We start from the raw sequence: 15,085 nt of genomic DNA, 5'->3' as shown, positions 1-15,085 counted from the left end.
AGCTCGCCGGTGCATCCAGCGATCGCCGGTGCTTCCTCGCGTGACACGCGTTCCGCCTGCCGGACGATCCGGCAGGCGGAACGCGGCGCCGACGTGCATGGCACCTCAGGGGCAACTGCCCATCGAGCGGACGGGGTCACCCGGTCCTGCAGGCGGCGGGCTTCCGGCCGGACGACATCGAGGAGAGAGGTCAGGCCGGGAGCCCGTTGGATCCGCGGTGCCGAAGGTCGGGTTACCCGGTGGTGGGGATGTTGGTCAGCCCGTTCACCGCGTTGGTGACGGTGTTCGAGGAGTACACGACGTTGGGGTTGGAGGTGCATTTCGACGTCGAGGTGACGTAGATGGCGTACCGGCCGACGCCGCCGAGGTCCGACGTGTTGTTGCGCCAGGTGTTGCCGCAGCCGTAGCCGTCGATCAGGTTGTGCGTCTCGTAGCCGTTGGCGAAGGTGCCGGGCGTGCGGAAGGTGCCGGTGTTGCCTTCGATCAGATAGCCGTTGCCCTTGACGTCGACCCACGAGTCGGCGGAGTTGGATCCCGAGATGCCCTGCCCGTCGAACCGGTTGCCCCGGATCACGCCGCCCACGGTTCCCTCCTTGGCGTCCACGTGCTCGGCGGCGACGTTGGGGCCGATGGTGTTATTGAGCACCTGTACCCGGTCCGAGCGGTCCATGCCGCCGGAGTTGCCGTGGCAGCCGAAGTTCGACCTGGCGGAGCCGATGTAGACGGCCTCGCCGTAGCCGGCCTGCACCCGGCCGGTGTCCCTGATCGTGGAGTTGCGGATGACGCCGTCCGCGGAGGAACGGCGGAAGTGCACCGCTTCCTCGTCGGTGTGGTGCACGTACACCCCGTCCATCGTCACGTGGTGGGAGTTGTCGAGCACGATGCCCTTCTTCGACTGGGCCACGGTGAAGCCGGTCAGGTTCCAGTACGGCGCGTTGGACAACCAGAGGCCGTAGCCGGAGTCCCAGCCGGCGGTCGGCGCGGGGCAGGACGGGGCGGTGCCGGAAGGGCCGTCGTTGACGAGGACCGCGGTCCTGGGGCCGGTCAGCGTGATCCTGGCGGAGGCGGTGCCGGCCTGCTGGGTGAGGAACATCCCGCGATAGGTGCCGGATGCGAGCCGGATGGTCTGGCCGGGCCTGGCGGCGGCCAGGGCGGCCTGGAGTTGGGCCGCCGTGGCGACGTCCACGATCGACCCGCTGGGCGGCGGTGCCGTCGGGGACGGCGACGTGGTCGGCGGCGTGGTCGGGGACGGCGACGTGGTGGGTGACGGCGACGTCGTCGGGGCCGTGCCGTTACAGGGTCTTCCGTTGATGGTGCAGTTGAGGGGGAGGCCGGTGCCGGAGGCGTTGAAGCCGAAGTCCTCGGAGGCGCCGGGGGAGATGTCGCCGTTGTAGCTGAGGTTGGTGAAGCGGTAGTGCTGCCCGGTCTGGGTGCGCGTGGCACTCCACGACTTGGTGATCGTGGTGCCGCTGGGCAGGTCGAACTCGACGACCCAACCGGTGGTCTTCGTACTGCCGTTGTTGGTGATGACGTAGTCCGCGCCGTAGCCGCTGCTCCACGAGGAGGTCTTGACGAGCTTCGCGGTCAGCCCGGCGGACGGGGGCGCCGTGGTCGGCGGCGCCGTGGTCGGCGGTGCGGTGGTGGGCGGTGCGGTGGTGGGCGGCGGGGTGACGCCGCCGACCCGGGTCAGGAACAGCGACGGCCCGTTGTCGGTACGGGTGGCGTCGACGCCGTGCCCGCCGGTGTAGTCGCGCTGCTCGTTCTGCGCCCAGTCGGCGATCGGCGTACCGTCGATGTCGAGGTGGCGGTAGCCCGTGCCGCTCCAGCCGAACTGGTAGATCCGGGTGCGGTCTGGGTAGTAGGCCGTGTAGGGGGCGGTGTTCGAGCCGAGCTGCTTGCTCATCGCGTTGTTGAAGAAGACGTTGCGGGGACCGGTCGCGCCGGACCACTTGACCGCCTTCTTGCCGGCACCCCACCAGATCGGGAACCAGTTGGAGTTGTCCGGTCCGCCGCCGCCCTCCTCGCCGCAGTTGGCCGAGCAGTTGGCCGAGCGGTGGGCGTACGGAATGCGTACCGTGTTGAGCTCGAAGAGGTTGTGGCGTTCCCAGCCGCCGTGCAGGTTGAGGTCGGAGTCGAAGTCGTTGCCGATCACCACGTTGCCGGACGCCGACCACTGGAACGTGAAGTGGCGCAGGTTGCGCGAGACGTTGCCGGCGTAGAGCGAGTCCCAGACCCGGGAGCCGCGGAAGTATCCGTTGCCCCCCTTGCCCTTGTTCCATGCCCCGTCGAGGTGGTTGTCGACGATCTGGAGGTTCTTGGCCTCCTCGGTGACGATCGGGTGAGAGCCGGTCATGTCGGTCCGGATGCCACGGACCCACGAGTTGGCAACCCACTTGAAGACTAGGCCGTGCATCTGCGCGGCCGGGTCGAGGTTGCCGTAGTTGTGCTTGGCGTCCGCCGGGGACAGCCCGGGAATCTCCTGAGTGAGGAAGAGGGACTCGATGCCCACGCCGAGGACCGGGTCGACCAACGGCGCGGCCTTTGAGGCGTACACGGTGCCGTCGATCGCTGCCGAGCCGTCCGACGTGGAGTTGACGGGTACGTCGTACTCGAGCGGCTTGTCGAGGGTGATCGTGCGGTTGTTCGTGTCGGCGGCGGTGATCGTGAAGAGCTGCTGTCGCATGTGCAGGTTGAGCAGCGGATGTGAGGTGGGCAGCGCCTGCTGCTGGGCGTAGAAGTTCATCGAGTTCGCGGCCCGGATGTTGACCAGCGCGCCGGCAGTCAGATTGATCATGGAGGCGTTGCTGGCCAGGTGCACGACGGTGTCGCCGGCCCGCGCCGCGTACGCGGTGTCACCGGACTTGCCACGCAGCGCGACCCCGGCCTTCCAGTGCACGTTCACCGTGCCTTCGAAGATGTCCTTGCGGTTGGTCGGGGCGGCGGCGTGATCGCTGGCGTAGCTGGTGTGCACGCCTCGGGACTGCACCCGGAACAGGCCGCGGCCCGGCCAGAGCCAGCCGCCCTTGCCCTGCCCGAAGGTCATCGCGTCCTCGTCCCAGTCCGATCCGTCGGGGGTGAGGGTGTCGTAGCGGGTGTTCGCGTCCGGCCGGTAGACGACCCGGGTGCCGGTGGTGGGGTCGGATCCCGCGCCGCGGATGACGAGGTAGTCGGCGTCGACGTGCAGTTCCCGACTGACGTTGAGCACCCCGGCGGGCAGGCTGATCAGGCTGAGCCGGGTGTAGCTCGCGCTGCCGGAGCAGTTGGACCTGACCGCGTCGATCGCCGCCTGCAGGCCGGCGGAGTCGTCGACCCCGTCACCGGGGCGTACCCCGAAGGTGCCGGAGAGTTCGGCGGGGGTCACCTGGCAGGCGGCGTCGGAGTTGAGCTGACCGCTGCCCGGCAGGGCGGTGCCGCCGCGGTATCCGGCCCGGCTCCAGTTGTAGAGCCCGTTCAGGGGAGCCCGGCGGTTGGCGGAGGAGAGGTCGAGCGCGAGCGTCGCGTCGGCCGACGCGACGCTCGTCGAGGGGGACTGCTGGCCGGTCGCGGCGAGCGCGACCGGCATGGTGGCGAGGACCGCGGCTGTGCCCACCAGGGGCACGAGCCAGGGTACGCGGGAACGGGACACAGGACCTCCGGGTGTATGTCGCCGTCGGAGAACCGGCGGGGACGGCTGAGCGTTGGGGTCAGGCTTGCGGATGGCGCGCCGGACATCGACGAGGGTTGCTGGTCAGTTAACTGAACGGTCGCCAACCCGTCAATACTTGTCTGCTCTGTAACATGGCTGCCACGTATGTGGACAGCGGTCGTTAGTCGTCTACGTACGTGGACGACGTACTGTGGTCGAGATGCAATCCTCATATCGGAACCCGCAGGGTTATGCTGTGGCGCCCCGATTCCACGACAGACCAACGGGAGGCATGGCATGGCGAAGGAACGCATCCTGATCACCGGAGGGGCCGGAAAGGTGGCGACCCTGCTCCGGCCACTGCTGGCTCGCCCCGGCCGTACGCTTCGGCTGCTCGACGTCAGGCAACCAGAACCGACCACGGAACCTGCCGACGGTGGGGAAGAGGTGGTGGTCGCCTCGGTCGACGATCTCGACGCGATGGTGGAGGCCTGCCGCGACGTCGACGCGATCGTCCACCTCGGGGGGCAGAGCCGTGAGGCCGGCGTCGAGGAGGTGCTCCGGCTCAACGCGTACGGCACGTACTGCGTGCTGGAAGCGGCCCGGCGCACCGGCGTGAAGCGGGTGGTGCTCGCGTCGTCGAACCACGCGGCCGGCTTCCACCAGCGGCAGGGGGCGCCGGCGGGTGGTCTGCCGGCGGACGCGCCCGGTCGACCTGACACGTTGTACGGGTGGAGCAAGGTGGCCGCCGAGGCGGCCGGGCAGCTCTACGCCGACCGCTTCGGCATGGACGTGGTCTGCCTGCGGATCGGGCTGTGGTTCCCCCGGCCGCCGGGGCTGCGCGGCCTGGCCCTGTGGTTGTCCCCTGACGACGGGGCGCGGCTGGTGGAGGCCTGCCTGACCGCCGACTCACCCGGCTTCCGCATCGTCTGGGGGATCAGCCGAAACACTCGCCGTTGGTGGTCGCTGGCCGAGGGCGAGGCCATCGGCTATCACCCGAAGGACGACGCGGAGAAGTACGCCGACGAACTCGTCGCCGCCCACGGCGAGCCCGACTTCGACGCCGACCCGGTGCTCGACCGGGTCGGCGGCCAGTGGTGCGACGTGCCGCTCGGTGAGCGTTACTAGCGAATCCCCTTTCGGCGGAGGGTGGCGGCGAGCCGCTGGGTGTGCATCACCACCGCTTTGACCACCCGGTCCAGTTCCTCGCCGTCGGCCAGCTGGGCGGGCATCGAGCAGGAGATGGCGTCCGTGGCCGGGATCCGGTAGCCGACCGGAGCGGCCACGCACGCCACATCCTCGGTGCCCTGCTCCCGTTCGAAGGCCCAGCCCCGCTGCCGCACCGCGTCGAGTTCGGCGTGCAGCGCCGCCCGGTCGGTCATGGTGTGCGCGGTGGCCTTCTCCAGGTCGGCCGGGAGGATCTGCGCCACCTCGTCGGTGGTGAGTTCGGCGAGCAGCGCCTGGCCGAGGGCGGTCAGGTGGGCCGGCAGGCGCCGGCCGACCCGGGAGACGATCCGGACGGAGTCGCGTGACTCCCGGCTGGCGAGGTAGAGCACGTGCGCGTCGTCGCGTCGGGCGTAGTGGATCGTGTACCCGACCTCTGCGCGCAGGTCCTCCAGCGCCTCGTTCGCGTACGGCAGGGCGCGGTCGCGGTCGAGGTAGGCGGTGCCGGAGAGCAGCGCGTGCGGCCCGACCCCGAACGCCATTCCGGTGTCGTCGGACTCCACCCACTTGAGTTCCCGCAGCGTGCGGACCAGCGCGTGCAGGCTGGAGCGCGGGTAGCCCATCCGTTCCTGTAGCTCCGAGATGGTCAGGCGGGTGGGCGATGCGGCCAGCGTCTCGAGAATGCGCACGGTGCGCTCGGCGGACTTGACGGGGGAGGACTCGGCCGAGGCGGTGGCAGGGCCAAGCCCGACCGCCCGCCCGTTCCTTCCTGTCCGTCCGCTTTCCTGGGCGCCGCCGCGCTGGCTGGGACCGTCCTGGCGGTCAGCGTGGTCAGCGCCGTCGGGTCGTTCGATGCGCGAGCGGTTGCGGGGCATGGCTCCACCCTGACGGTCATTTGTTTCCGGCCTGTTGACCGCCATGGTACCGGAAGCTAACTTGTTGATGCCCGAGTGACACAAACCAAGAAAGCTTCCACATATGTAGACAGGAGGCAGTCTCGTGGCTGTCCGTCCAGGCTCATCCAGATTTGTGGCCCTGTTCGTCGTCGCTGTAACGGCCCTGGGGGTGACCGCCTGTGGAGCTGACGGCTCCGACATGGGGCAGGACACCAAGGCGCCGCTGGAGATCTGGGTCCGCAAACCCCCGGGAGCGACCGAACAGACCGCCAAGGCGCTGGCCGCCAAGTTCACCGAGACCAGCGGCATCCCCACCAACGTCACCGCCCTCTTCGAGGACTTCGAGACGAAGCTGCAGCAGGCCGCCGCGCAGAAGCAGCTTCCCGACATCGTCATCAACGACACCGGCCAGCTCGGCACCCTTGTCAAGCAGGGCCTGGTCCGCGAAGTCGACCGCACCGACATCGCCGGCGCGCAGAGCCTGACGCCGGTGGCCTGGGACGCCGCCAAGGCGGCGGACGGTAAGCACTACGCGGTGCCCTTCTCCGCCCAGTCGTTCGCCCTGTTCGTCCGCAAGGACTGGCGGGAGAAGCTCGGACTGCCCGTACCCACGAGTTGGGCCGACCTCGACACGCTCGCCACCGCCTTCACCACCGGGGACCCGGACGGCAACGGCAAGGCCGACACGTACGGCTACGCCGTACCCGCCTCCACCAAGCGCGGCTACACCGCCTGGTACTTCTCCAGCTTCCTCTGGGCCGGCGGTGGAGATTTCCTCAACGGCAGCCCGGGCGCCTTCACCCCCGGTATCGCCAACCCCGAGTCGGTAGCGGCGGTCGACTGGTTCAAGGCCCAGTTCTGCACCGCCAAGACCGTCGCGCCGGGCGCGGTCACCATGGAAACCACCCAGGCGCACCCGGTGTTCGAGACCGGCAAGGCCGGCATCTACCTCACCGGGCCCTACAACATGGCCCGCTTCGACAAGAACCTCGGCAAGGACAGGTACGAGGTGGTCCCCGCGCCGCCCGGCCCGAGCGGCAAGGCCGCCTCACTGGCCGAGGGGGAGAACGTCTACCTGATGGCCGGCTCCGACAACCAGGCCGGTCAGCAGAAGTTCGCCGAGTTCGCCGTCTCCGTCGAGGGGCAGACCATCGGGATGGCCGGCGACACCGCCGGCAACTTCGTCCGCCTCCCGGTGAACGCGGAGGTCAAGCTCGCCGACGTCCGTACCGATCCCCGGTGGCAGACCTTCGACGAGATCTACCGGACGGTCGGGCGGTACGTCCCGGCGGTGCCGGAGTGGACGCCGTTCCAGCAGAGCGCAGCCGAGGCGATCAACGCGATCGTCGCCAACTGCGGCTCCGACACCAAGGGCGAACTCGAGAAGCTCGCCGCGACGTTCGCCAACGAGTTGACCAAGCAGGGAGTGAAGGCGTGAGTGGGACCCGGGCGGCACCGGCCCGGCAGGGTGCGCCGGTGCCCGCCGCGCCGGGCCGCCCGGGCCGCTCGCCAGCTACGCCGGTCCGCCCGGGTCCGCCCGATGGGCGCGGCGGGCTCCCGGTAGGGATGGTCGGCCCGGTCAAGCGGCACCTGGTGCCCTGGCTCTTCCTCGCTCCCGCGCTGCTCATCTTCACCGCCTTCAAGTTCGTGCCGATGGCCCGGGCCGTCGAGATGAGCTTCCACGACGTCCGCCCCTACCTCGGCGACCAGTGGGTCGGTCTGGCCAACTACCGGCAGGTGTTCACCGATGACGCCTTCCTCGCCGCGATCTGGCACACGGTCCTGCTCGCGGTGGGCCAGACCGGCGGCTCGATCCTGCTCGGGCTCGGGCTGGCGCTGGTGCTGGAGGGCGCCACACGAAACTTGTGGCTCGTGCGGACCGCCGTGTTCCTGCCAACGATCGCGGCGATGGCCGTGGTCGCCGAGGTCTGGCGCATCCTCTACTACCCCGCCCCGGACGGCATGGTCAACGGACTGCTCGGCTGGGTCGGGCTGGGCCCGTCACAGTTCCTCAACGCCGAGGACACGTCGCTCTGGTCGGTCATGGCGGTCGGCATCTGGCGAGGCGCACCGTACGACATGATGATCTTCCTCGCCGGCCTGGCCGGCGTCGACCGCGCCCTGTACGAGGCCGCGGCCGCCGACGGCGCCGGGCCGTGGCGACGGCTCTGGCACGTCGCCTTCCCGGCGCTGCGCCCCGTCTTCGCCATCCTGATCACGCTGGCCGCCATCCGCGGGTTGCGGGTGTTCACCGAGATCTTCCTGCTGACCAACGGCGGGCCCAACGGCTCCACGGAGGTCCTGATGACCCTGATCTACAAACTCGGCCTGGAACGCAACGAACTCGGCGTGGCCGCGGCCGGGTCGATGGTGCTGCTCGCCGCGACCGTCGTGCTCACCCTCGCCGTACAGGCGGCGCGGCGTGGCGACCGGGGAGCAGCCCGGTGACCGCCGATACCACCGCACGTCGGGCCGCGTCCCGGGCCGGTGCACCACGTCGCCCCGGTACCGGAGCACAGCGCCCGCAGCGACTCGACACGGCACTCGGATTCGCCGCGATGTCCGGGCCGGTCGCGCGGATCGTGCGCTTCCTGCTCTACGCCGTGCTCGTCGCCGTCTTCGCCGGCCCGCTGCTGGCCCTGCTGGTCAGCGCGTTCACCCCGGTGCCCGATCCGAGCCGGTTGACGCTGTTGCCGACCCGCCTCACCCTGGACAACTTCACCGCCGCGATCGAACGCGACGTGCTGCTCTACCTGCTCAACTCGTTCATCGTGGTCGGGGTCGGGCTGCTGCTGCAGATCATGGTGAGCATCTCGGCGGCGTACGCGCTGGCCCGCAAGCGGTTCCCCGGCATGCGGCTGGTCTTCCTGTTGATCCTCGCCACGATGATGCTGCCCGAGGAGATCCTGGCGATCCCGCTGTCGCTGGTGCTCGCCGACGTGCCGGTGATCCACGTCAACCTGGTCGGCAGCCTGGTCGGGATGATCGTGCCGGTTGCCGCCTGGGGCTTCTCCATCCTGGTCATGACCGAGTTCATGCGGGAGATTCCCGTGGAGCTGGAGGAGGCCGCCCGTATCGACGGTGCCGGCGACCTGCGGATCTTCTGGTCGGTGGTCCTGCCGCTGTGCCGACCGGCGCTCGGCGTCATCGGCATCTTCGGCTTCACCATGATCTGGGACCAGTACATGCTGCCGCTGCTGGTCGCCCAGGACGCCAGTCAGTTCACCCTGCCACTGGCGCTGCGCACCCTGCGCAACGACGAACAGGTCGGCGTCGGCGTCCTGCTCGCCGCGTCCCTGCTCGCCCTGCTGCCCTCGGTCCTCGTGTTCCTCGCCATGCAGCGGCAGTTCATGCGTGGCCTCACCTCCGGGGCGATCAAGGGCTGACCCCGAACGCCTTCCGGGCCGTCGTCCTGAGCCCCACCCCGCGCTACCCCTCGAGACCGCACAGACAAGGATTCCCATGCGCCTGCACGGCCTGCTCTCCTTCCCGCTGACCCCGTTCACCTCCGACGACACCGTCGACCTCGCCGTGTTCGCCGAGCACGTCGCACAGCAGGTCGCCGCCGGCCCGTCGGCGCTCTTCGTGGCCTGCGGCACCGGAGAGTTCACCGCCCTGCACCGCGACGAGTACCGCGAGGTCGTCAGTACGGCGGTGCGGGTGGCCGGGGGCCGGCTACCGATCTTCGCCGGCACCGGCGGCGGACCGCAGTGCGCCCGGGAATTCGCACAGATCGCCGCCGACTGCGGCGCGGACGGTCTGCTGCTGCTGCCGCCGTACCTGGTCACCTCCACCCCCACCGGTCTGGTGCGGCACGTCGCGTACGTCGCCGGCGGCACCCCACTGCCGATCATGGTCTACCAACGGGCCAACGCCCTGCTCGACCCGGCCGCCGCCGTCGCGCTGCTCGACATCCCCACCGTGACCGGAGTCAAGGACGGCCGCGGCGACGTCGACGCGATGCTCCGGCTGGTCACCGCGGTACGGACCAGCGGCCACCCCCGCGCCGGCGAGTTCGGTTTCCTCAACGGGCTGCCCACCGCCGAGTTGTCCGTGCAGGCGTACGCGGCGATCGGGGTGGAGAGCTACTCCTCGGCGGTGCTGTGCTTCGCGCCCGACATCGCCACCGCATTTCACCGGGCGGTGCGGACCGGCGACGACGAGACGGTGACCGCCCTGCTGGCCGAGTTCTACCTGCCGCTGGTGGCGCTGCGCGACGAGGTACCGGGCTACGCCGTCGCGCTGGTCAAGGCCGGTGCCCGCCTCAACGGCCTGCCGATGGGCCCGGTGCGTCCCCCGCTGGTCGATCCCAGCCCCGCGCACGTCGAGCAGTTGGCGGGGATCCTCGACCGTGGTCGTAGCGTGCTCGCCCGGCTGAGCCCGGGTGATGCCCCGGAGTCCGTCCACGCCGCCCCCGGGCCGGTGGCGGCGTGACCGGGCCGCGTGCGGGTGAGTCGAGGAGACTGCCGTGCCCGACCTGCTGACCGTCACCGGCGTGACGGTCACCCCTGTGGCCTTCCCCGATCCGCCCCTGCTCAACTCGGCCGGCGTGCACCAACCGTGGGCACTGCGCGCGATCGTCGAGGTCCGCGGCACGGACGGGCTGGTCGGCCTCGGTGAGACGTACGGTGACGCGCCGCACCTTGCCCTGCTGCGCCGGGCCGCGGCCGAACTGACCGGTCTGGACGTGTTTGACGTCGCCGCGCTGACCCGGCACGTCGCGGCTGCGGTGGGGGCGGCCGACACCCCCGACCGGCACGGCCTCACCGGCGGCTCCAGCACCGCGAAGACCCTGGCCCGGGTGCTGTCCCCGTTCGAGGTCGCCTTCCTGGACCTTCAGGCGCAGGCGATCGGCCGGCCGGTGTACGCGCTGCTCGGGGGCAAGGCCCGGGACGAGGTGCCGTTCGCCGCGTACCTGTTCTACAAGTGGGCGGCCCACCCCGCAGCGGAGCCGGACGAGTGGGGCGGGGCCGTCGACCCGGACGGCATCGTGGCCCAGGCCCGGAGAATGGTCGACAGGTACGGCTTCCAGTCGATCAAGCTGAAGGGCGGGGTGCTGCCGCCGGAGGAGGAGATCGCGGCGATCCAGGCGCTACGGGCCGCGTTCCCGGAACACCCGTTGCGGCTGGACCCCAACTGCGCGTGGACCGTCGACACCTCGCTGCGGGTCGCCGAGCAGACCGCCGGCCTGCTGGAGTACCTCGAGGACCCCACCCCGGGCATTCCGGGGATGGCGCAGGTCGCCGCCCGGGTGCCGATGCCGCTGGCCACCAACATGTGCGTGGTGTGCTTCGCCGACCTGCCGCAGGCGGTGGCCCGGGGCGCGGTCGGGGTGATCCTCGCCGACCACCACTACTGGGGTGGCCTCACCGCGTCCGCGCGACTCGCCAGCACCTGCCAGACCTGGGGCATCGGCCTGTCGATGCACTCCAACAGCCATCTCGGCATCAGCCTGGCCGCGATGACGCACCTCGCCGCGGCGACCCCGAACCTGGCGTACGCGGTCGACACACACAGCCCCTGGCAGTGCGGCGCGGACGTGGTCGAAGCCCCGTTGTCCATCGTCGACGGGGCCGTGACGGTGCCGGACACCCCCGGCCTGGGGGTCACCCTCGACCGCGACGCCCTCGCCCGGATGTCCGAGGACTACCAGCGGTGCGGGATCCGCGAACGGGACGACACCGCCTACCTGCGGCAGTTTCAGCCCGCCTACGAGAAGCGGAGGCCCCGATGGTGACCGTCGCCGGACACGCCTATCCCTGGGACGTCATCGGCGACCCGTCGTTCCCCGACCGGGTACGCGATCTCGGCCTGACCGGCGTGACCCTGGCCGCCAGCTACCACTCCACCCGGGCGGCGACCCCGTTGCACCCCCGGCACCAGCTCGTCGACGCCCGCTGGGCCGCCCTGTACCGCCCCGTCCGCGACCGCGTCTGGGCCGCTCACCGCCTGCGTCCCGGGGTTGCCGAGTGGACGACCGAAGCGGACCCGTTCGGCGTCGCGGCCGAGGCGTTGCGCCGTGCCGGCGTACCGGTCACCGCCTGGATCGTGCTCACCCACAGCACCCGGTTGGGCAGCGCCCATCCGGATCTCGCCGTCACCAACTGCTTCGGCGAGCGCTACCCGTACGCGCTGTGTCCGGCGAACCCGGAGGTGCGAGACTACGCGGCGGCGCTCACCGCCGAGGCGGTGCAGGACGCCCCGGTGGACGCGGTGTCCCTCGAGGCGTGCGGCCAACTCGGCCTCGCCCACCTGGGGCACCACGAGAAGACCGACGACGCGTGGACGCCCGATGCCGCGCGGCTGCTGTCGATCTGCTGCTGCTGGGCGTGCCAGTCGGCGTGGCGGGAGCGAGGGCTCGACCCGGGCGAGGTGATCGACAGGCTGCGTGCGGCCGTACGCGCCGAAGCCGCCCGTGGCGCCGACCCGTCGCCCACACCGCTCCCCGAGCAGATGGCCGACCTCATGCTCGACACTCGTCACGCGACCACCGACGCGTTGCGGACGCAGGTGCTCGCCGCGCTGCGGGAGGTGCTCCCGCACGCGCCGGTGACCCTGCACGCCAACCCCGACCCCTGGGCCACCGGCCCGTCACCGGGGCTCACCCCGACCGCTGCCGGCGACGTCGACGCGCTGCTCGTACCGGTCTGGCCCACCGTGCCGGCCAGCGCCGAGATCGTGACCCGCGCCGCCGGGAGCGGTCGTCCGGTCGACGCGTACGTGACCGTCCTCCCTCCGGCCGCCCCGGACGCGCTCGCCGACCATGTACGGCGGCTACGCGACGCCGGGGCCACCCGGTTCAGCCTCTACCACCTGGGCCTCGCGCCGGCATGGCGCCAGCGGCTCTTCGTCGAGATCCTCAAGGCGGTACAGAATGACTGACCCGCAGACCATCCACGAGTACGCGACCCGCGCCGCCGAGGCCGCGCGCGTGTTCGCCACCTGGACCGGCGTCCAGCGTCGCGACCTGCTGCACTGCTGCGCGGACACGCTCGCCGCCGCCGAGGACCGTATCGTCGCGGTCGCCGCCGCGGAAACCGGGCTGACCGTGGCGCGCCTCGCCGGTGAGCTCGCGCGCACCACCGGCCAGCTCCGCCTGCTCGGCGACTTCGTGGCTGCCGGTCGGCACCGGGAGAACCTCGTCTCACCGGGTGCCGCGCCGAACGGAACCGACGTGGTCGCGGTACCGGTCCCGATGGGGCCGGTGGCCGTCTTCGCCGCCTCCAACTTCCCGCTTGCCTTCGGTGTGGTCGGTGGGGACACCGCGTCCGCGCTCGCCGCCGGCTGCCCGGTGGTGGTCAAGGCGCACCCGGCCCAGCCGCGGACCTCACGGTTGCTCGCCGAACTGCTGGCCGCCCCGCTCGACGTCGCCCCGCCGGGCACCTTCGCCCTCGTCGAGGGAGGACCGGAAGTCTCGCTCGCACTGGTCACGAGTCCGCCGATCCGAGCGGTCGGCTTCACCGGGTCGCTGCGCGGCGGCCGGGCGTTGATGGACGCGGCGGCGGGTCGCCCCGACCCCATCCCGGTCTATGCCGAGATGGGCTCGCTCAACCCGGTGCTCGTGCTGCCCGCTGCGGCCGACCACGGGCAATGGGCGGCGGCCCTGGCGGCGGCGGTCACCGCCTCGGTCGGGCAACTGTGCACCAAGCCCGGACTGGTCCTGGTCCCCGCCAATCCGGCCGGCACGGCACTGGCCGCCGCGCTCGCGGCCGCCGTCGTCGCGGCACCGACCCACCCGATGCTCACCGGCGACATGGCCGCCGATCATGCCGGTTGGCTGGACCGGGCCGCCGACCTGCCCGGCGTGACAGTCACCAGCGCCCCGCCGCCGGACGCTGCGGGCCCGGAGCACGCCCGGATGCCGCGACCGTTCGTCGTTGAGGTGACCCCCGATGAGCTCAGCGGCGAACTTCTGGAGGAGCACTTCGGGCCGGCGGTCGTGGTCTGCCCGGCGCCCGTCGAGGCGTACCCCCGGCTGGTCGCCGGGCTGGCGGGCAGTCTCACCGCGACGCTGATCGTCGATGACAACGACCCGTCGGACCGCGACCTGGCCGTCGCCCTGCTGCCGGCCCTCGCCGAGCGTGCCGGCCGGATCGTGGTCAACGGAGTGCCGACCGGAGTGGCGGTCTGCGACGCGATGCACCACGGAGGGCCCTGGCCGGCGACCTCGGCGCCCTGGTCGACCAGCGTCGGCACCGCCGCCGTGCGCCGGTTCCTGCGTCCGGTGGCGCTGCAGGGCGTACCCGCCGACCTCGCGGCCACGGTGTTCCCTTCATGACCCTCCGACCCGGCCTGGTCTCGGTGACCTTCCGGCACCTCGCGCCCGTCGAGGTGGTGGCCCTCGCCCGGCTGGCCGGACTGGGCGGCATCGAGTGGGGTGGCGACGTGCACGTGCCGCCCGGCGACGACGAGACGGCCCGGCGGGTCGCCGCGCTCACCACGAGCGCCGGGCTGGAGACCGCCGCTTACGGGTCGTACTACCGGTTGGGTCACTCGGCAGCCGAGGGCCTGTCGCCCGAGTCGGTCGTGCGGACGGCCGGGCTGCTCAACGCGCCCGTCGTCCGGGTCTGGGCCGGGCGCCGGCCCAGCAGCGAAGCTGACGCGCTCTACCGCGCCAGGGTGGTCGAGGACGCGCGGCGCATCGCCGACCTGGCCGGGGCCGTGGGGCTCACCGTCGCCTTCGAGTATCACCGCAACACGCTCACCGACACCCGCGAGTCGGCGGTGTGGATGCTGGAGGCGCTGGCCGGCCTGCCGGTCCGGACGCTGTGGCAGCCGCAGCCCGAGCGGGACCTCGCCGAGAACCTCGCCGACCTGCGCGCCGTGCTGCCGTACCTGGCGAACCTGCACGTCTTCGCCTGGACACCGCAGCGTCGGCGGTTGCCGTTGCGCTGCCACCACTCCGACTGGGTGGCCTACTTCGCCATGGCGAAGACCGCCCCGGGACAGCGGTACGCGTTGCTGGAGTTCCTCGTCGACGACGACCCCGACCTGCTGGGTGCCGATGCGGCCACCCTGTGTCAACTGGTGGCTGACGCCTGACCGGCGGCCCGGGACGCGCGGGACGCCGGGTCTCGGCGAGAAGCTCCGGGCGGATCGCGGTGAGGCGGCGGACTTGGGCACCGGCGCAGCCATTGGGTGATCCGGTGGGCGAGGCTCGTCACGGACCGCAGCGACCGCGTCCGCCGGCTCGATCTCCATGCTCACTCCATCGATACGCCTAAAGACGAGCTGCATCGCTGGCGTGAAGGTGCATCGGCCCTGCTTGTTGGCGTCGGCGGCACGCCGGTTCCGCCCTCGGCACCCCTCTACCCAGAGACCTTCGAGGGCATAACAGGCCAAGATGTCCCTTGTGGCCAGAGCTACGTCACGCCCCCGGGGTGAATGGAAACCCCGCTTG

11 protein-coding genes are annotated in these 15,085 nt (G+C 71.2%); 9 read left to right on the top strand and 2 right to left on the bottom strand.

Annotation, left to right across the window (positions count from 1 at the left end; translation table 11 throughout):
- Positions 1-232 precede the first annotated feature (232 nt).
- Positions 233-3,589, bottom strand: a complete 3,357-nt coding sequence (locus KBX06_RS28435; protein ID WP_307854528.1) for a cellulose binding domain-containing protein — start codon at positions 3,587-3,589, stop codon at positions 233-235.
- 333 nt (positions 3,590-3,922) lie between these two features.
- Between KBX06_RS28435 and KBX06_RS09070 the strand changes: the two genes are divergently transcribed.
- The gene (locus KBX06_RS09070) at positions 3,923-4,753 is read left to right on the top strand and encodes an NAD(P)-dependent oxidoreductase (protein WP_210833796.1); all 831 of its coding nucleotides are present in this window, start codon (positions 3,923-3,925) and stop codon (positions 4,751-4,753) included.
- On the opposite strand, the gene KBX06_RS09065 is transcribed toward KBX06_RS09070, so the two are convergent.
- Positions 4,750-5,664 carry an IclR family transcriptional regulator gene (locus KBX06_RS09065; protein ID WP_210833795.1) on the bottom strand — a complete coding sequence of 305 codons (915 nt, stop codon included), beginning with the start codon at positions 5,662-5,664 and terminating at the stop codon, positions 4,750-4,752. The genes KBX06_RS09070 and KBX06_RS09065 overlap by 4 nt on opposite strands.
- A gap of 220 nt (positions 5,665-5,884) precedes the next feature.
- Between KBX06_RS09065 and KBX06_RS09060 the strand changes: the two genes are divergently transcribed.
- The 8 genes from KBX06_RS09060 to KBX06_RS09025 all read left to right on the top strand — a co-directional run bounded on the left by KBX06_RS09060 (position 5,885) and on the right by KBX06_RS09025 (position 14,727).
- Positions 5,885-7,123, top strand: a complete 1,239-nt coding sequence (locus tag KBX06_RS09060; RefSeq protein ID WP_247685541.1) for a sugar ABC transporter substrate-binding protein — start codon at positions 5,885-5,887, stop codon at positions 7,121-7,123.
- Positions 7,124-7,251: 128 nt separating this feature from the next.
- Complete coding sequence (locus tag KBX06_RS09055) at positions 7,252-8,133, top strand: carbohydrate ABC transporter permease (RefSeq protein WP_210833793.1); 882 nt, start codon at positions 7,252-7,254, stop codon at positions 8,131-8,133.
- A gap of 110 nt (positions 8,134-8,243) precedes the next feature.
- Complete coding sequence (locus tag KBX06_RS09050; RefSeq protein ID WP_210833792.1) at positions 8,244-9,071, top strand: carbohydrate ABC transporter permease; 828 nt, start codon at positions 8,244-8,246, stop codon at positions 9,069-9,071.
- Between the two features lie 76 nt (positions 9,072-9,147).
- Positions 9,148-10,119, top strand: coding sequence for a 5-dehydro-4-deoxyglucarate dehydratase (locus KBX06_RS09045; protein WP_210833791.1), 972 nt, complete (start codon positions 9,148-9,150; stop codon positions 10,117-10,119).
- 34 nt (positions 10,120-10,153) lie between these two features.
- The gene (locus KBX06_RS09040; RefSeq protein WP_307854527.1) at positions 10,154-11,422 is read left to right on the top strand and encodes a glucarate dehydratase family protein; all 1,269 of its coding nucleotides are present in this window, start codon (positions 10,154-10,156) and stop codon (positions 11,420-11,422) included.
- Positions 11,416-12,567: a hypothetical protein gene (locus KBX06_RS09035; RefSeq protein ID WP_210833790.1), complete on the top strand. Its 1,152-nt coding sequence runs from the start codon at positions 11,416-11,418 to the stop codon at positions 12,565-12,567. Before KBX06_RS09040 ends, KBX06_RS09035 begins: the two co-directional genes overlap by 7 nt.
- Positions 12,560-13,963 carry an aldehyde dehydrogenase family protein gene (locus KBX06_RS09030; RefSeq protein ID WP_210833789.1) on the top strand — a complete coding sequence of 468 codons (1,404 nt, stop codon included), beginning with the start codon at positions 12,560-12,562 and terminating at the stop codon, positions 13,961-13,963. Before KBX06_RS09035 ends, KBX06_RS09030 begins: the two co-directional genes overlap by 8 nt.
- Positions 13,960-14,727: a sugar phosphate isomerase/epimerase gene (locus KBX06_RS09025; protein ID WP_210833788.1), complete on the top strand. Its 768-nt coding sequence runs from the start codon at positions 13,960-13,962 to the stop codon at positions 14,725-14,727. The genes KBX06_RS09030 and KBX06_RS09025 overlap by 4 nt, the downstream gene beginning before the upstream one ends.
- Positions 14,728-15,085 lie beyond the last annotated feature (358 nt).

The sequence above is a fragment of the Micromonospora sp. C31 genome (genome assembly GCF_018070575.1).
GTDB lineage: Bacteria > Actinomycetota > Actinomycetes > Mycobacteriales > Micromonosporaceae > Micromonospora.
Note: the sequence above shows the minus strand (reverse complement) of the source record. Positions and strands in the feature narration are given on the sequence as shown.